This is a genomic window from Plantactinospora sonchi (assembly GCF_036422035.1).
Lineage (GTDB): Bacteria > Actinomycetota > Actinomycetes > Mycobacteriales > Micromonosporaceae > Plantactinospora > Plantactinospora sonchi.
In genome coordinates this window covers 484,234-501,981 of record NZ_JAZGQK010000012.1, presented here as the reverse complement: position 1 = coordinate 501,981, position 17,748 = coordinate 484,234, and the positions used below count along the sequence as shown (strand labels likewise).

Below are 17,748 nucleotides of genomic sequence, written 5' to 3'. Positions count from 1 at the left end.
GGCCCGGTCGGGTGCGATCCCGCGATCCGATGCTCGTCAGATCAGCGTCGGTCAGGTCGCGCGACGCGGTCAGGAGCGCTGATCACCGGGGCGGCGGTGCCGGCACCCCGCCAGCCACCCTGCGCGTCCTGGTGGTGTCGTCCGTCACCCCGATGCCGTGCCGGCCGGGTGCGGCCAACCCGACGACCGGGTGACCGGGCCCTGACCTGGGCCACCCCGCGTCATCGTGGTCCAGAGCACGCGATATGGTCCGGAGGAGTCGCCCGGGTGGTCGCGGCGGCTGAGCGGACCAGCGACACGTCCCCGGGGCGTCCCGCCCGTCAGGGGACGCGACGCGGGACGTGTTTTTGCTCTCTTTTCAGCGCCCTGTTACCCGCCACAGCGGGCCCAGGAGTGTGCGCTGGCATCGCTACTCCCAGTAGTTGCGGGTCTGGTGGTGGTGACCACCGGATTGACTGCCAGGACACGGTGCCGAAATGTTGCGAAACAAGTTCGCCTCCAATAAGTTTCACGCGGCAACAAAACAGTGTCAGCACAGTGTCAGCGATGACGAGCTGCCCGGAGGCAACAATGATGTTGGTGACGTGGCGCGGCCACCGGCCGCCGGACGCGTCCGGATCCCTCCGGCGCCGCGGTGACGGAGGCCACGCGGTTCCGGTCGCCACCGGCCCGTACGTCGTACGGGCCCGGCTCGGGGAGCGTGTGGCATGAGCACCGCACCCGTCCTGCTGGAGATGCGGGGGATCACCAAGGAGTTCCCCGGGGTCAAGGCGCTCTCCGACGTGAACCTGCTGGTGCGCAAGGGTGAGATCCACGCCATCGCGGGGGAGAACGGGGCCGGCAAGTCGACCCTGATGAAGGTGCTGAGCGGGGTCTACCCGTACGGCAGCTACTCCGGCCAGATCCTCTACCAGGGCACGGAGAGCCGGTTCTCGGACATCCGGGCCAGCGAACAGGCCGGCATCGTGATCATCCACCAGGAACTCGCCCTGGTGCCCGGCATGTCCATCACCGAGAACATCTTCCTCGGCAACGAGCCGGGTCGCGGTGGGGTGATCGACTGGAAGGCCGCCAACCGCCAGGCCCTCGAACTGATGGCCCGGGTCGGCCTCCAGGAGGACCCGGACACGCTGATCAAGGACATCGGCGTCGGCAAGCAGCAGCTCGTGGAGATCGCCAAGGCGTTCGCCAAGAACGTCAAGCTGCTCATCCTCGACGAGCCGACCGCCGCGCTGAACGAGGCGGACTCCCAGCACCTGCTGGACCTGCTCCTCGGCTTCAAGCAGCGGGGCATCACGTCAATCATCATCTCGCACAAACTGAACGAGATCGCCCAGATCGCCGACTCGATCACCATCCTGCGGGACGGTCGGACCATCGAGACGCTGGACATCAAGGCGGACGGCGTCGACGAGGACCGGATCGTCCGGGGCATGGTCGGTCGGGAGCTGCACAGCCGGTTCCCGGACCACACCCCGAAGATCGGCGAGGTCTTCTTCGAGGTCCGCGACTGGACCGTCCGGCACCCGATCTCGCCCGACCGACTGGTCGCCAAGGGCTCCAACTTCAACGTGCGCCGGGGCGAGATCGTCGGGTTCGCCGGACTGATGGGCGCCGGCCGGACCGAGCTCGCGATGAGCCTGTTCGGCCGCTCCTACGGGACGTACGTCTCGGGGCAGATCTTCAAGGACGGCCGGGAGATCGTCCTGCGCTCGGTCGCGGACGCGATCGACCACGGGCTGGCGTACGTCAGCGAGGACCGCAAGTCGCTCGGGCTCAACCTGCTCGACGACATCAAGACCTCGGTGACCGCTGCCAAGCTCGGCAAGATCTCCAAGCACGGTGTGCTCGACCACGTCGCGGAGCACCGTGCCGCCGAGGGTTACCGGACCAGTCTGCGGGTCAAGACCCCCACCGTCGACGAGGGCGTCAACAAGCTCTCCGGCGGTAACCAGCAGAAGGTCGTGCTGGCCAAGTGGATGTTCACCGACCCGGACCTGCTCATCCTCGACGAGCCCACCCGGGGCATCGACGTGGGAGCCAAGTACGAGATCTACGGCATCATCCAGCAGCTCGCGGACCAGGGGAAGGGCGTCATCGTCATCTCGTCCGAGCTGCCGGAGCTGATCGGGCTCTGCGACCGGATCTACACGGTCTTCGAGGGCGCGATCACCGGTTGCATCGAGCGACGGGACGCCGATCCCGAACTCCTGATGAAGCAGATGACCTCAGCGAAGAAGGCATAGACCCATGAGCCGCGTGAAAGAACTACAGAAGTCCCTGTTCGCGGGGACGCAGTCCAACGCCCGGCAGTTCGGGATGATCTTCACGCTGGTGGCGATCGTCCTGCTCTTCCAGGTCCTCACCGACGGGCTGACGCTGAACTCCAGCAACCTGATCTCGCTGGTGAGCCAGTACTCGTACATCCTGATCCTGGCCATCGGCATGCTGATGGTGATCGTCGCCGGCCACATCGACCTGTCGGTCGGCTCGATCGCCGCGGTCGTCGGCATCATCGTGGCCAAGGTCATGCAGGACTACAACCTGCCCTGGCCGCTGGCCATCGTCGTCGGCCTGCTGGTCGGCGCGGTGATCGGCGCCTGGCAGGGCTTCTGGGTGGCCTACATCGGGGTACCGGCGTTCATCGTCACCCTGGCCGGCATGCTGCTGTTCCGGGGCATGAACCAGTACATCGGCAACGCCAACACCATCCCGGTGCCGGAGGGCTTCCGGGAGATCGGCGCCGGCTACCTGCCCGAGATCGGCCCGAACACCGGCTACAACAACCTCACCCTGCTGCTCGGCCTGCTGGTCAGTGCCGCGGTCGTGGTCCGCGAGTGGCGGCTGCGGCGGACCCGCCGGGAGATGGCGGCCGACGTCGCCCCGATGTGGATCTCGTTGATCCGGGTCGCCGTGCCGGTCGTGGTCATCCTCTTCGCGGCCTTCCGGTTCGCCGGCGGCCGGGTCGGCACCAGCTTCCCGATCTCCGGCATCATCCTCGGCGTCCTGGTGGTGTTCTACTCCTTCATCACCCGGAACACCGCAGGTGGTCGGCACATCTACGCGGTCGGCGGCAACGCCCGGGCCGCCGAGCTCTCCGGTGTGAAGCTCAAGCGGGTCAACTTCCTGGTGATGATGAACATGTCGATCCTGGCCGCGCTGGCCGGCATGATCTTCGTCGCCCGGTCCGCCGCCTCCGGTCCGCAGGACGGCCTCAGCTGGGAGCTGGACGCGATCGCCGCGGTCTTCATCGGTGGCGCCGCCGTCTCCGGCGGTCTCGGCACCATCAGCGGCTCGATCGTCGGCGGTCTGGTGATGGCCGTGCTCAACAACGGCCTGCAGCTGATGGGTGTCGGCATCGACCGGGTCCAGATGATCAAGGGTCTGGTCCTGCTGCTCGCCGTCGCGCTCGACGTCTACAACAAGAACCGCGGCCGCTTCTCGATCATCGGGAGCATCACGCGGCCATTCCGCCGGGAGGCACCCGCCACCCCGGCGACGCCGGTCGAGACGGGCCAAGAGCCCGCCAAGACTCCGGTGGCCGGCTGACGGCCACCCGGCAGGGGACCGGAACACCTCCGATCCCGGTCCACATAACAAGAAGGGCAACCTGAGATGCGCAAGTACCTTGCCAGGGGTGTGGCCGCTGGTGCCATCGCCCTGCTGGCACTGACCGCCTGCTCCGAGCGCTCGGACTCCTCCGGCGGCGGCTCGGCCGACTCCGGGAAGGGCTTCGCGGCCAACTCGCTGATCGGCGTGGCGCTGCCGGCGAAGACCTCGGAGAACTGGGTGCTCGCCGGTGACCTGTTCACCAACGGCCTCAAGGAGGCCGGCTTCCAGTCCGACGTCCAGTACGCCGGTGCCTCCAGCACCGTCGCCGACCAGCAGGCGCAGATCTCCGCCATGGTCACCAAGGGCGCCAAGGTCATCGTCATCGGCGCGACCGACGCCGCGCAGCTGAGCACCCAGGTCAAGCAGGCCAAGGAGGCCGGCGCGACGGTCATCGCCTACGACCGGCTGATCAAGAACACCCCGGACGTGGACTACTACGTCGCGTACGACAACTTCAAGGTCGGCCAGCTCCAGGGCCAGGCCCTGCTGGACGGCATGAAGGCGAAGAAGCCGAACGGTCCGTACACCATCGAGCTCTTCTCGGGCTCGCCGGACGACAACAACTCGGCGGTCTTCTTCGACGGCGCGATGGACGTGCTCAAGCCGGAGATCGACAAGGGCAACGTGGTGGTCGGCTCCGGCCAGACCGACATCAAGCAGACCGCCACCCAGGGCTGGAAGGCCGAGAACGCCCAGCAGCGGATGGACTCCCTGCTGAACTCGACCTACAGCAGCAAGACCCTGGACGGCGTGCTCTCGCCGAACGACACCCTGGCCCGGGCCATCCTGACCTCGGTCAAGGGCGCCGGCAAGCCGCTGCCGGTGGTCACCGGTCAGGACTCCGAGGTCGAGTCGGTCAAGTCGATCATGGCCGGTGAGCAGTACTCGACGATCAACAAGGACACCCGCAACCTGGTCAAGCAGACCATCGAGATGGTGAAGGCCCTGCAGGCCGGCAACGCGCCGCAGATCAACGACCCCAACTCGTACAACAACGGGGTCAAAATCGTTCCGTCGTACCTGCTGCCGCCGCAGATCGTCACCAAGGCGAACGCCGCCGAGGCCTACGCCAACGACCCGACGCTGTCGGCGCTCACCAAGTAACAGCACCAGAACCCACGCCGTCCGGCAGTCGCCGGATACGGCAGCCACGGGCCCCCGGAACTCCGGTTCCGGGGGCCCGTGTCGTCGTTCACGTCCCCCGGGCGCCGTCCGAACCGCCGCGGAACCGGTCCCGCTCCGGATCGAGCCGGGCGACGACGGCGGCGACCCGGACACCCTCGCCGACGATCGCGGCGGTACGGCCGCCGCCGTCGAGACAACCCCGCCGCTGGTGCATCGCGACGAGCTGCCAACAGGTGTCGAAGATCGGCGCCCCCGAGGAGCCGTACGTGGTGCGACCGTCGTACCGCAGGAACGGTCCGGCCGTGTCCGTCACCCGTAACCGGGTCAGGCGGAATCCCGACGGATCCGTCGGCCGGGGTTGGACGAGCACCAGCTCGTCGTGCGGGGCGGGACCGGACGATCGCGGAGGGTCCTCCGGCGCCGCCCCGGAACCCGGCCGGCACTCGAGGCCGACCAGGGTGTAGTCGAGCGACCGACAGGTCACGAAGCGGCCCGGGTCGGGCCGTCGGCGGTGACCGGCCGGCCCGAGGATCCCGGTCAGTCGGGCCGCCGATCGGGTCGGCACGAGATGATGGCAGGTCAGGACGAGGTCGGGCGCGATCAGGTAGCCGCATCCGGCGTTGCCCGAGGGCGACCGGAGACGGACGAGGCGGGCCACCACGACGTCCGGTGGCGGCCCTAGTGGGGCGTCGTCTCCCACAGGTGCACCCCGTAGTGCTCGTGGAAAACGGCGTCCGCCGCGTACGTCATCGCGGCGGTCCCGCCGACGATGATGGCCGCCAACGCGAGCGGCCCCTTCTGCCGGGGCAGCGCGGTCGCCAGTTCGCGTTCCGCGGCCCGGAGCCGCTCGTCCAGTGCCGGAACGCTCGTCCGGCGGCTACGCAGCTCCGCGCCCGCCGCCTCCAGCACGGTCGAGCGCATCCGGCCGCTCAGTTGCCAACGGGTCGCCGCGACCAGCACCGGTCCGGCGCGCAGCAGCCGACGGACGCCGGCCCGGACAATGGGCTGAGCCAGCAGTTCCTGCGCGTTCACCCACAACAGCTGAAGGAGTACGCCGTCCTCGTCCCGGTCGAAACACGGCTGGAGTTCGGTGGCGACCAGATCGCAGGCGTCCTGCACGGCCGTGTCGACCACCGCCAACGCGTCGACCTCGTCGAGCAGGCGGACGATGTACTCGTTGGGCTGTAGCGCGAGCAGGAGGGAGTCAACCTCACGGGCGACCGCGGCGGGGGAGGGTTCGGCCGGTTCCGGCCCGCTGGAAGCTGGGACCAGCCACTGCCACCAGGGCGGTGGGTACCCGTGACCGGGCAGACCGGGGTGGGGGAATCCGGGAAACGGGGATCCGGGGAAGGAGTGCGACAAGCCGTAACTCATCTGAGCCGCCTTGGTCGAACGGGTCCGTCAGCGTTGCTGGCAACCGTTGCACGACCGGATGCGAGGGTCAATCACCTGCGGTCGCCATGTCAGCTCCCCGACAATGCCGGGCCGGTGTCGTCGCGCGACAACCGAGGCCCGGTCAGCCGGCCGGCGACACCACGCCGGCCTCCCCGGGGGCCTCAGCCACGGACCAGGAGGGTCGTGCCGTCGGGCCGGGCCGGCAGGAGTTCGCCGATCACCGGACAGCCGGGCAGTTCCCCGGCGACCAGCAGCCCGCCGGAGGTCTGCGCGTCGGCGAGCAGCAGCAACTCGGTCTCGTCGACGCCCTCCGCGGCCAGGTGCGGCCGCACCCAGGCCAGGTTCCGGCGGGTGCCGCCGCTGACGTGGCCCTCGCCCAGCGCCTGCCGGGCACCCTCCAGGTACGGTACGGCCCCGGCATCGACCCGGGCGGTCAGTCCGGACGCCCGGGCCAGCTTGTGCAGATGACCCAGCAGACCGAAGCCGGTCACATCCGTCCCGCACCGGATCCCGGCCCCGACCGCGGCCACCGACGCCGCCTGGTTGAGTTCCGTCATCGTCGCCACCGCCTGCGGAAACAGCTCTCCGGTCTGCTTGTGCCGACTGTTCAGCACGCCGACGCCGAGCGGCTTGGTCAGGGTCAGCGGCAGCCCGGCCCGGCCCGCGTCGTTGCGGATCAGTCGTTCCGGGTCGGCGATCCCGGTGACCGCCATGCCGTACTTCGGTTCCGGGTCGTCGACGCTGTGCCCGCCGGCCACGTGACAGCCGGCCAACCGGGCGACGTCCAGGCCGCCGCGCAGCACCTCGGCGGCGAGTTCCAGCGGCAGCACCTCACGCGGCCAGGCGAGCAGGTTCACCCCCACCACCGGGGTGCCACCCATCGCGTACACGTCGGAGAGGGCGTTGGCGACGGCGATCCGGCCCCAGTCGTACGGGTCGTCGACGACCGGGGTGAAGAAGTCGGCGGTGGCCACCACCGCCGTACCGTTCGCCAGCCGGACCACCGCCGCGTCGTCGCCGTCGTCGAGGCCGACGAGCAGTTCGCCGGGACCGGCCGGCGCGGCGTTGCCGACCAGACCGGCGACCACCGTCTCCAGCTCGCCCGGGGGGATCTTGCAGGCACAACCGCCGCCGTGCGCGTACTGGGTCAGGCGGTACCGCTCCATCGTGGCCACCGGACCACTGTCCCACCCGAACCGGCGTGATCGCAGCCGTCGGCGCCCACGCCGGGCCGCGAGGCGAGGTAGTCGGACGTTTCGGCCACGCCGGTCGATCACGCGTGGTCAAATGCCGAGGGGTAAGGGGTGCGGAACGGGGTGGGGATGAACGGGGCGGTCGACCCTCGGCGGCGGGTGCCACGCACCGACGTGCTGCTCGCCGACCCACGGCTCGCCGCCGCCGGGGCCACGCTCGGCCGGGCCCGGCTCAGGGCGGTGGTCGGCGACGTCCAGGACCGGGCCCGGCGGGGCGAGATCCCGCCGGAGCAGGTGCTCGCGGTCGCCCTCGCCGAACTTCCGGACACCGCCGCGCTGCGCCCGGTGCTCAACGCGACCGGCGTCGTCCTGCACACCAACCTCGGCCGGGCGCCGCTGTCGACGGCGGCGGTCAACGCGGTCGTCGCGGCCGCCGGGCACACCGATGTCGAACTCGACCTGCGGACCGGGCGGCGGGCCCGGCGGGGTCGGGGTGCGCTGGCCGCCCTCGCCTCGGCCGTCCCGGCGGCCGGCGCGGTACACGTGGTCAACAACGGTGCCGCCGCGCTCGCCCTGGTCGCGACGGTGCTCGCCGGCGGCGGACGGGAGATCGTGGTGAGCCGGGGTGAACTGGTGGAGATCGGCGACGGTTTCCGGCTGCCGGACCTGCTGACCAGCACCGGGGCCCGACTGCGCGAGGTCGGCACCACCAACCGCACCTCGCTGGCCGACTACGCGGCGGCGCTCGGACCACAGACCGCGTTCCTGCTCAAGGTGCATCCGTCCAACTTCGTCGTCCGTGGTTTCACCGCCGCCGTTCCGGTCGGGGCGCTGGCCGGCCTCGGCGTACCGGTGGTGGCGGACATCGGCTCCGGACTGCTGGCCCCGGATGCACTGCTGCCCGCCGAGCCGGACGCCGCCACGGCGCTGCGGGCCGGCGCGACCCTGGTCACCGCCAGCGGCGACAAACTGCTCGGTGGCCCCCAGGCCGGGCTGCTGCTCGGTGACACGGAGCTGGTCGAGCGGCTGCGCCGGCATCCGCTGGCCCGGGCGTTGCGGGTGGACAAACTGACGCTGGCCGCGTTGGAGGCGACCCTGACCGGCCCGGAGACCCCCACCTGGCGGGCGCTGCGGGCCACCTCGGGCGCGCTGCGACTGCGGACCGAACGGTTACGGGACCAACTCGCCGCGGCCGGACTGAAGACCGAGGTGGTCGCCGCGGCCGCCGTGGTGGGTGGCGGGGGAGCGCCGGAGGTCACGCTCGAGTCGTGGGCGCTCGCCCTGCCCGAGACGTACGCGGCTCCGCTGCGCCGGGGCGAACCACCGGTGATCGGTCGGCTGGAACGGGGCCGGCTGCTGCTCGACCTGCGCTGCGTACCGGCCGAGTACGACGACGCGGTGCGGGCCGCCGTACTGCGGGTGCCCGGCCCGTGGCGGGAGAACTGACGTGTCGCACGGCGCCGGGTGGGACGGCTGACATGCGGGTCGTCGCCACCGCCGGCCATGTCGACCATGGAAAGTCCACCCTGGTCCGGGCGCTGACCGGGATGGAACCCGACCGGTGGGCCGAGGAACGGCGCCGGGGCATGACCATCGACCTCGGCTTCGCCTGGACCACTCTGCCCTCCGGCACCGTCGTCGCCTTCGTCGACGTACCCGGGCACGAGCGGTTCGTGCCGAACATGCTGGCCGGGGTCGGGCCGGCGCCGGCCGCGCTGCTGGTCGTCGCCGCCGACGAGGGCTGGAAACCGCAGTCCGCCGAGCACCTCGCCGCGTTGCACGCGCTCGGGGTCCGGTACGGCCTGCTGGTGGTGACCCGGACCGACCTGGCTGATCCGGCCGACGCGATCGCGCAGGCGCGGGCGGAGATCGCCGGCACCTCGCTGGGGGCGGTCGAGACGGTCGCGGTCAGCGCGGTCACCGGCCGCGGTCTGCCGGAACTCCGGACCGCGCTGGACCGGCTCGCCGCCCGGTTGCCGGTGCCGGATCCGGTGGCGCCGGTACGGTTCTGGGTTGACCGGGCCTTCACCGTCCGGGGCAGTGGCACGGTGGTCACCGGCACCCTCGGCGGCGGGGAACTTCGGGTCGACGACGAACTGGAGTTGACCGGCACCGGGGCACGGGTCCGGGTCCGGGGACTCCAGTCGCTGGGCACCCCACTGCCCCGGGTGACCGGGGTGGCCCGGGTCGCGGTGAACCTGCGCGGCGTACCGAGGGACCGGGTCGGGCGAGGCGACGCGCTGCTCACGCCGGACCTGTTCCAGCACACCGAACTGATCGACGTCCGGCTGGCCGGTGACCCGGTGCGGGAGCTGCCGGCGGAGGTGATGCTGCACGTCGGCGCGGCGGCCGTCCCGGCCCGGGTACGTCCGCTCGGCCCGGACACCGCCCGGCTGCGACTGGACCGGCGACTGCCGCTGCGGGTCGGCGACCGGGCCCTGCTGCGTGACCCCGGGCGGCGGCACGTGGCCGGCGGGGTGACCGTGCTCGACGTCGTACCGCCGGGGTTGGCCCGTCGAGGTGCGGCGGCGCTGCGCGCCGGCGTACTGGCCGGCCTGGACGGGCGGCCCGACGAAGCCGGCGAGTTGCGCCGCCGTGGCCTGGCCCGGCGGCGTGACCTGGAACGGATGGGGGTCACCGTGACGACCGCCCCGGTGGCCGGCGACTGGCACGCCGACCCCACGCACTGGCGGGAGTTGGGCCGCCGGCTCGGCGCCGAGGTGTCCCGGTGGTCGGCGGCACATCCGCTGGAACCGGGGATCCCGGTCGACACGCTGCGCCGGCTGCTCGGCCTGCCCGACCGGGCGCTGGTCGAGGCCCTGGTCGCCGCGCCGCTGGTTGTCCGGGGCGGCCGGGTCGGGCCCGGCGCCGCGACCGGCGTGCTGCCGGAGCAGGTCGTCCGGGCGGTCCGGCGGATCGGGGCGGAGCTGGCCGAGCGGCCGTTCGTCGCTCCGGAGGCGGCCCGGCTCGCCGAGGTCGGCCTCGGGCACCGGGAGATCGGCGCGGCGGTACGGGCCGGCGCGCTGCTCCGGCTGGCCGACAACGTCGTGCTGCTGCCCGGCGCGGTCGACGAGGCGGTCCGGGTGCTGGCCGGGCTGCCGCAACCGTTCACCCTCAGCACCGCCCGGCAGGCGCTCGGTACGACCCGTCGGGTCGCCGTACCGCTGCTGGAACTGCTCGACCGGCGGGGCGCCACCCGGCGTCTACCGGACGACGCCCGGATCGTGGTGCACCCGGCCTCCTGACCCTGCGGTCCTGGTCCGAGTTCCGGGCGGGTTACTGTCGGCTCGCGTCCAGCACGCCGGTGAGCCGGTCGTAGCGGTAGACCCGGGTGTAGGACTCGGCCGGGTTCTGCAGGCCCCTGACCCGTACGTTCAGCACACCGTGGCGGACCCGGTCGTTGGTCGTGATCCGTAGCCAGGGCGCCCCGTCCCGCAGCGCGGTGACCTCGTCGATCAGACCACCGTCGCGTCCGGCCGCGATCGCGTAACCCGGGCCGTCGGCCGGCTGGATGTCGATGCCGCCGTCCTCGCGAAGCGTGAAGGTCAGCACGAGGTTTCCCCGTCCGCCGTTCGCGTCGCCGACGAAGTCGTACAGCGGGGCGGGCTCGCCGACGTAGTACCGGAGCCGTCCGAGCCCGCTGACGTCCATGCCGTTGTAGAAGTTGCGACCCTCCGGGTCGAGCCAGAAGTGCGGATTGTGCGTCGGCGCGCTGAAGTCGCGACCGGAGTTGTAGGAGATGTGCCAGTGCGGAGGGTTGTCGGCATGCAGGGTGTTGTTGGTCTCGAACCCCATCAGGACGAACCGGTGTCCCTTGGCGGCCGCGATCTCGACCATGCCCGAGTCCCGACAGATCGCATGTGCCGCGACGAGCTGGTGGATCACCGACCTGACGGGGTTGGCCGGCCACGGCACCGTCGTCCACGGTCCGGCGACGCGGTCGGGGTCGTTGTGCTCGATCCGGTAGTTCATCCCCGGCGAGACGTCGGGCATGCTCCAGACCTGGAGCGTCGGTTGGTTCGCGTCGGCCGACGGCTGGGTCATGGGCAAACTGAAGGCGAAACTGTGCCGGTCGGCGGGATCGGGACGCATCTCCAGGTGGAGATCCTGGTGGATGACCGCCTCCACCCGGGTGTCCGGCCACCGGACCGTCACCTCGATGCCGGCGGCATTCCGTGGGCCACGTACGAACGTGTAGTACTCCGCCCGAGAGGCCACCGAGTACGCGGCGCCAGGCAGGATCTCGTAACCCGCCGGCAGCGTGATCTGCGGTTGACCGGGTACGTCGGGTCGGCGGCGTACGACACGAAACGCGGCGTACGTCAACTCCTCCGCGTGGGACACGCCAGGGATCGTCATGGCCAGGCCGGTGGCCGGGACGCTCGCGAGCAGAGTTCGTCGGGTCAACTGTCCAGGCATCAGCGGGCGTCCTTCCGACGGCGGCAACCTCGGTTCTGGTGGTCGGAGCGACGCACCGGCTTCGATCCTCACCGATCTTCGCGGGCTGGCCGGTCCCGGACGGGGTTCCGGCATCAAACGACAAATGAACTCTCGACCACAGCGGACTCTCCGGGCGCCGGCACGACGACGGCCCCGTCCGCGCTCGACCTGGTCGTCGCGGATCGGCGGGCCCGGAAACCGGTCGCCGGTTCGATCCGTCCCGCCGGCCCGGAGCCCGGCCGGGGATCAGCCCTGCCGGCCGGGAGCCTCGCCGGCCCGGCGAGGTCTGCGCCGTCCCGGGTCTCAGGTCTCCAGGTCGGTGGGAGCGCCGATGTCGAGCCAGCGGACGGGCACGTCGGGTGCCCGGTCGAACGCGCGTCGGGCGTTCGACGGTGGCTGCCGGAAGTGCTGCCAGCCCTCGTAGTGGACGGGAACGACGGTGTGCGGCCGGACGGCGCGGCACAGCTCCACGGCCTCGCGGGCGGTCATCGTGTAGCGCACCGGCCCGGTCACCGGGAACCGGACGCCGCCGAGGTGGACGAGGGCGAGGCCGACCGGCAGCCGGCCGGCGACCTCGCGGACCCCGCCGTACAGCACGGTGTCGCCGGTGATCCACAGGGCGCCGTGCCGCTGCCCCTCCCAGGCCAGCGCGAACCCGGTCGCCTCGCCGACGATCGGCCCGCTCAGCGGTGGGCCGTGCCGGCACGGGGTGGCGCTCACGTCGATGGCGGGCAGACCCGGTCGGACCAGTCGGGTCGAGGACCATGGGGTGAGCCCGACCGCGTGGCCGCCGAGCCGGGCCGCCCCCGACTCGGTGGTGATCACGGTCCGCGCCGACGGCAGCAGCTTCCGACCGGCATCGTCGAGGTTGTCGCCGTGGTGGTCGTGGCTGAGCAGCACCGCGTCGATCGGTCCCACCGCGTCGGCGGCCAGCGCCGGCCCGGTGAGTTTCCGTGACGAGGTGCCCCAGCCGAACGCGTACCGCCGTCCGGCCGGGTCGAATGTCGGGTCGGTCAGGATCCGCCAGCCGTCGAATTCGATGAGCACGGTCGGCCCACCGATGTGGGTGAGGCGGACGCCGGTCATGACCGGGCGTGCCGCAGCGCCCAGTCGAGTACGTGGTCGGCGATCTCCTCCCAACCCTTCTGGGCCGGCAGCAGGTGTGCGTACCCCTCGTACTCCCTGATCTCGGTGATGGTGTCGGACTTGTAGTGCTTGGCGTTGGACCGCTGGATCGCCGGCGGCATGATGTGGTCCTCGGACCCGGAGACGAACAGCAGCGGTGCCCGGTTGTTGTTGTGGTAGTCGACCCAGGTGTCCTGGTGTCCGGGCTGGAAGTTGGCCAGCACGCTGCCCCAGAGGATGCCGCCGTTGGCCGGGATGTGGTAGCGCTGGTAGAGGGCGCGCCCCTCCTCCTCGGTGAACGTGTTGGTGAAGGCGTACTGCCACTGCTCGGCGGTGAGGCCGACCGCCCGGTGCCGGTTGGCGGGGCTTTTCAGCACCGGGAACGTCGACCTGACCTGTGACAGCGGTACCACCCGGACGCCCTCGGTCGGTGCCGAGTTCAGCGCCACGCCGGCCGCGCCGAGGCCGCGGTCGAGCAGGATCTGGGTGAACGCCCCGCCGGCCGAGTGGCCGATGATGACCGGTGGCGTCGGCAGGTCGTTGATCACCGCCGTGAGGTGTTCGATGATCTTCGGCACGGTCACCGCCAGAATCGGCGCGGGGTCGGCGTTGAGCGCCTCGACCTCGACCTCGAAACCCGGGTACCCGGGCGCGAGAACCCGGAATCCGCGCTGCTCGTAGTGCGCGATCCAGTTTTCCCAACTGCGTGGGGTGACCCAGAAGCCGTGGACGAGGACGACGGTGTCGGGTGCGGTCATGCGCGCTCCTCGAAAGTGGGGCCGGGCGGGCCGGATCTCCCGATCCGCTCGGCACGAAAACCTCCCCGTAAAACTCGAGTGGGAACGTTATGAGCGGAGCGCGTCGGTGACGGGGCTGTACGTGCACCGTTTCTCGGCCCACCGTGCACACCCGGCCACGGGCGGGTGCACCGGATGGAAGGTGCTGCGATGCCCGTTGTCCTCGACACCGCGCAACTGCCGACCGGCGACCGCGTCGAGGCGGTCCGCGCGACGATGGTGAACGCCGCCGCGCCGTGTTACGTGCTTCACGAGCACCCGGACGGTGACGTGTACGCCCGGATGGGACTGTGGGAGCTCGGGAACGCCCGCGTTTTCACCACCGAGGCGTCCGGTATCCGGCTGTTGCGTACCGCCAGGCAGGCCCGGCAGGACACGATGCCGGTGGTCGCGTTCTCGGTACAGCGGCGTGCCGAGGGGCGGCACGAGCAGTTGGCCCACCAGCAGACGGTCGTACCCGGCGAGCTGATGGCGGTCGACCTCTCCGCGCCGTACGACTTCTCCTGGTCCGGGGACGGGGCGGCTGGCTGCGTCCAGATTCCCGTCGACCTGCTCGGGCTGCCCGTCGACGTCATCCGGCGGGCTCTCGGGCGGTTGCGCAGCAGCCCGCTCTATCCCGTGGTCGCCAGTCACGTCGGACACCTGACGGCCGACCCGGGCCGGCTCAGTGTCGACGCGGCGGCACCGTCGCTGGGCAGTGCCAGCATCGAGTTGGCCCGGGCCCTGCTGGCGTCCGCCGCGCACGCCGAGGGGCTTTCCCGGGCGATGCTGGCCGAAACACTGCTCACCCGGGTCCGCGCGTACGTCCGCCAGCACCTCGCCGATCCGCGACTGCGTCCGGCCAGCATCGCGGCCGCGCACGGCGTCTCGCTGCGCTACCTCTACAAGGTCTGCGAGCAGGCCGACTTCAGCCTGGAGCAGTGGATCATCGGGGAGCGGCTGCGGGGCGCCCGCGCGGAACTGCTGCGGCCGGCCAGCCGGCACCGCACCATCGCCACGGTCGCCGGGCGCTGGGGGTTCAGCGATCCCACCCACTTCACCCGACGCTTCCGTGCGGCGTACGGCGTGACGCCGAGCGAGTGGCGACGCGCCGGCACCGAGCGGCCGTAGGCACGGCGGTGTCACCGGTGGACGTGGGCCGGGGCGTGCCGCGCGGGCATGGTGCGGGGGCGATCCCGAACGGGGACCGGATCGAGGCCGGTCCGGCCCGACGGCGCGGGAAGCGGTCGCGGTGGTGCCCCGCACCGAACCCGGTCGACGGGGCTGGTTCGGGCGTTAGCGTGGGGGAATGGATCCGTCGGCGGTGTGGCGGGACCGGACCCACCGGTGGCGAATCGAGGCGTACCGCGCACCTGACCTGCGGTTCGCCATCTACGCCACCAACGGCCCCACCGAGTCGGCGCCGCTGTGGCTGTACGGCATGGCGGGACTGGCCCGTTGGCTGATGATGCAGAACATCGAGCTGGACGACCTTGAGGTGCTCTGAGAAACGAGTCGGCATGTAGCTTTCCTTCTTGACCGAGCCTCAGCAGCGTAGGTAATTTCCGAAGAGGATCCCCCCGTCCCCGGATCACGCCTCGGAGGCCGCCGTGCACCGCAGAAGTTTTCTCGCCAGCACCGCCGCCGCGAGCGCCCTGGGCGCCACGGCAGCCACCACCCTCGCCCCGACCCCCGCCTCGGCCCGGCCGACCGGGGACGCCGACCGTTCCGGGCCCGGTGGCGGGCCGGGCCGGCGGGTCGCCACCGGTCTCGACGTACTGGTCGGATCCGGGTTCGACGCGCTCTCCGGCCAACGCGTCGGGGTGCTCTCCAACCCGACCGGGGTGGACGCGACGTACCGGCACCTGGTCGACCTGATGCACGGCTCCGGTCAGGTCCGGCTGACCGCCGCGTTCGGCCCCGAGCACGGCTTCCGGGGTTCGGCCCAGGCCGGCGGGAGCGAGGGGACCGGCACCGACGCCCGCACCGGGATCACCGTCTACGACGCGTACGGCGCCTCACAGACGAAGTGGGCCGAGTTGATCACCCAGTCCGGGGTCGACACCGTGGTCTTCGACATCCAGGACGTCGGCGCCCGCTTCTACACCTACATCTGGACCTTGTACGACTCGATGGTCGCCGCCGCCCGGCTCGGTCGCCGGTACGTCGTCCTGGACCGACCGAACCCGGTCGGCGGACGGGCGTACGGGCCGATGATGACCACGCCGTTCACCTCCGGGGTGGGCAAGAAGGAGATCGTCCAGCAGCACGGCATGACGGTGGGGGAGCTGGCCCGGTTCTTCAACGGCGAGTTCCTGCCGACCGAGGCGGGACGGGCGGTCGACCTGACGGTGATCCGGTGCCGGCACTGGCGCCGCGACCAGGTGGCCGCCGAGACCGGTGTGCCGTGGGTGCTGCCCAGTCCGAACATGCCGACCCCGGACACCGCACTGGTCTATCCCGGTACCGGAATGTTCGAAGGGGTCGCGTCGATGACCGAGGGCCGGGGCACGACCCGGCCGTTCGAGCTGGTCGGCGGCCTGGCCACCGACTTCGACTACCACTGGGTGGACCGGCTCGCCGCCCGGGACCTGCCGGGGGTGGAGTTCCGTGAGGCGTACTTCTCGCCGACCGCCGCCGGGCAGAAGCCGGACCTGCTCAACAAGCTCTGCGCGGGCGTGGAGGTGAAGGTCGTCGACCCGGGCCGCTTCGACCCGATCCGCACCGCGGTGGCGATGCTGGTCGAGGCCCGGAAGTATCCGGCGTTCGCCTGGCGGGCCGACAGCTGGGACCCGACCCGGCCGTACTGGATCGACAAGCTCAGCGGTTCGACCCGGCTGCGGACGATGATCGACGCCGGAGCGGACGTCGGGGACGTGGTCGGCGCGTGGTCCGCCGAACTCGCCGCCTTCGACCGCCGCCGACGGCGCTACCTGCTCTACTGACCGGGCCGGCCGGGCTCAGAGCCCGGCGCAGGCCTGGTCCTGCACGACACAGTCGGACGGCTGTTTCGGACCGAGCAGCCCGTCCTGCTTCACCTCGAACCGGATCGTCAACGACTCGTCGGCGGCCAGCCGGGCGCCGGTGAAGGTCACCCGCCGGTCCTCCTGGCGGTAGTCCGCGCCGGTGGACGACGACACCTCGGCGGCGCCGGGCAGGGTGATCACGAGGGTCCACTCGGCGGCGGTCCCGTCGCCCTCGTTCGTCACCACCACCTCGCCCTGGTAGTCGAGGAGGTCCCGGTCCACCGTGGCGTACCGGGCGGTGAGCCGGGGCTGCCCGGTCCGGTCCGGGGTCCGGGCGGTGCCGGCGCTCTGGGTGCGCTGGGGTGTCGCGCGGGTCGACCTGCTCGGCTGGGCCGTCGCGACGCCGACCCCCGGGGTGCGCGCCGTGGCGTCGGCCGAGCTGGGCCCGGGTGTCGGACTGACGTCCCACGCGCGCGGCGTGCCGGTGGGGGACTGGGCCGCCCGGCCGTTGAGCAGGCCGACCGTCACCACCGCCCCGCCGACGACCAGCGCCGCGACCGCCAGCCCGGCACCGAGCCGGTAGCGGGACCGGCGCGGCGGCGCGGCAGCGCCGGTCGATCCGCCGGTCAGCGGCGCGGCGGCGACCACCGGTCCGGCGGCCCGCTCCGGACCGGCCGGTTCCGGGAAGTCGACCTCGCCGAAGGCCAGCCAGTCCAGGACGGCCGGCAACCTGGTCTCGAGGACCCGCTGGTAGCAGCGTTGCCGTCGGTCCGGGTCGGCGAGGTCCCACGGCTCCTCGTCGTCGGACTGGGTCACGGTGAGCTGGCAGCCGTCGGCGGTCGGCGTCAGTTCACACACCAGCCGGGTCCGCTGCCCGGACTCCGGCCAGCGCAACTCGATCCGGCGGGGCGCGTCGAGTTCGACCAGTTCGACGGTGATCCGTTCGGCCAGTTCGGGCAGGTCCACCGGTCGCAGGTCGAACCGGCTGATCGACGACGGGCGCGGCTCGACCGAGGCGAACCACTTGGGCAACAGCTCGCGGTCGGTCAGGGCCTGCCAGACCCGGTCCGCGGGATGGCGCAGGTCGACGCTGGTCCGGATTTGGGTCACGGCGAG

15 protein-coding genes are annotated in these 17,748 nt (G+C 71.6%); 8 read left to right on the top strand and 7 right to left on the bottom strand.

The genetic code is table 11. The annotated features are described in order from the left end of the window. Positions 1-707: 707 nt before the first annotated feature. The 3 genes from mmsA (at position 708) to V1633_RS16425 (ending at position 4,716) form a co-directional block, all read left to right on the top strand. Positions 708-2,246, top strand: a complete 1,539-nt coding sequence (gene mmsA / locus V1633_RS16435; RefSeq protein ID WP_331215178.1) for a multiple monosaccharide ABC transporter ATP-binding protein — start codon at positions 708-710, stop codon at positions 2,244-2,246. 4 nt (positions 2,247-2,250) lie between these two features. After that, positions 2,251-3,549 (top strand): multiple monosaccharide ABC transporter permease, encoded by a 1,299-nt coding sequence (gene mmsB, locus V1633_RS16430; protein ID WP_331215177.1) that lies wholly within the window; start codon positions 2,251-2,253, stop codon positions 3,547-3,549. Between the two features lie 66 nt (positions 3,550-3,615). After that, on the top strand, positions 3,616-4,716 hold the full coding sequence (locus tag V1633_RS16425) for a sugar-binding protein (protein ID WP_331215176.1): 1,101 nt from the start codon (positions 3,616-3,618) through the stop codon (positions 4,714-4,716). A gap of 88 nt (positions 4,717-4,804) precedes the next feature. Here the strand turns inward: V1633_RS16425 and V1633_RS16420 are convergent, their stop codons facing one another. From V1633_RS16420 to selD, 3 genes are all read right to left on the bottom strand, one after another. After that, positions 4,805-5,395 carry a trypsin-like serine peptidase gene (locus V1633_RS16420; RefSeq protein WP_331215175.1) on the bottom strand — a complete coding sequence of 197 codons (591 nt, stop codon included), beginning with the start codon at positions 5,393-5,395 and terminating at the stop codon, positions 4,805-4,807. A 20-nt stretch (positions 5,396-5,415) separates the two neighbouring features. After that, entirely contained in the window at positions 5,416-6,111 is a 696-nt protein-coding gene (locus V1633_RS16415; protein ID WP_331215174.1) for a hypothetical protein, read from the bottom strand. 182 nt (positions 6,112-6,293) lie between these two features. Further along, entirely contained in the window at positions 6,294-7,298 is a 1,005-nt protein-coding gene (selD, locus tag V1633_RS16410) for a selenide, water dikinase SelD (protein ID WP_331215223.1), read from the bottom strand. Positions 7,299-7,454: 156 nt separating this feature from the next. On the opposite strand from selD, the gene selA reads away from it, so the two are divergent. Beyond that, positions 7,455-8,771 carry an L-seryl-tRNA(Sec) selenium transferase gene (selA, locus tag V1633_RS16405; RefSeq protein ID WP_331215222.1) on the top strand — a complete coding sequence of 439 codons (1,317 nt, stop codon included), beginning with the start codon at positions 7,455-7,457 and terminating at the stop codon, positions 8,769-8,771. Between the two features lie 32 nt (positions 8,772-8,803). After that, positions 8,804-10,570, top strand: a complete 1,767-nt coding sequence (gene selB / locus V1633_RS16400) for a selenocysteine-specific translation elongation factor (protein WP_331215173.1) — start codon at positions 8,804-8,806, stop codon at positions 10,568-10,570. Positions 10,571-10,601: 31 nt separating this feature from the next. Here selB and V1633_RS16395 read toward each other — a convergent pair whose 3' ends face one another. The 3 genes from V1633_RS16395 to V1633_RS16385 form a co-directional block, all read right to left on the bottom strand. Then, positions 10,602-11,744, bottom strand: a complete 1,143-nt coding sequence (locus V1633_RS16395) for a hypothetical protein (protein WP_331215172.1) — start codon at positions 11,742-11,744, stop codon at positions 10,602-10,604. Between the two features lie 324 nt (positions 11,745-12,068). Next, positions 12,069-12,851 carry an MBL fold metallo-hydrolase gene (locus V1633_RS16390; RefSeq protein WP_331215171.1) on the bottom strand — a complete coding sequence of 261 codons (783 nt, stop codon included), beginning with the start codon at positions 12,849-12,851 and terminating at the stop codon, positions 12,069-12,071. After that, entirely contained in the window at positions 12,848-13,648 is an 801-nt protein-coding gene (locus V1633_RS16385; RefSeq protein ID WP_331215170.1) for an alpha/beta hydrolase, read from the bottom strand. The genes V1633_RS16390 and V1633_RS16385 overlap by 4 nt, the downstream gene beginning before the upstream one ends. Positions 13,649-13,837: 189 nt before the next feature. On the opposite strand from V1633_RS16385, the gene V1633_RS16380 reads away from it, so the two are divergent. The 3 genes from V1633_RS16380 (at position 13,838) to V1633_RS16370 (ending at position 16,611) form a co-directional block, all read left to right on the top strand. Further along, a complete protein-coding gene (locus V1633_RS16380) occupies positions 13,838-14,797 on the top strand; it encodes a helix-turn-helix domain-containing protein (protein ID WP_331215169.1) in 960 nt (319 codons plus the stop codon). 178 nt (positions 14,798-14,975) lie between these two features. Beyond that, the gene (locus V1633_RS16375; protein WP_331215168.1) at positions 14,976-15,173 is read left to right on the top strand and encodes a hypothetical protein; all 198 of its coding nucleotides are present in this window, start codon (positions 14,976-14,978) and stop codon (positions 15,171-15,173) included. Positions 15,174-15,276: 103 nt separating this feature from the next. Beyond that, on the top strand, positions 15,277-16,611 hold the full coding sequence (locus V1633_RS16370) for an exo-beta-N-acetylmuramidase NamZ family protein (protein ID WP_331215167.1): 1,335 nt from the start codon (positions 15,277-15,279) through the stop codon (positions 16,609-16,611). 15 nt (positions 16,612-16,626) lie between these two features. On the opposite strand, the gene V1633_RS16365 is transcribed toward V1633_RS16370, so the two are convergent. Next, positions 16,627-17,742, bottom strand: coding sequence for an SRPBCC domain-containing protein (locus V1633_RS16365; RefSeq protein ID WP_331215166.1), 1,116 nt, complete (start codon positions 17,740-17,742; stop codon positions 16,627-16,629). Between the last annotated feature and the right edge of the window lie 6 nt (positions 17,743-17,748).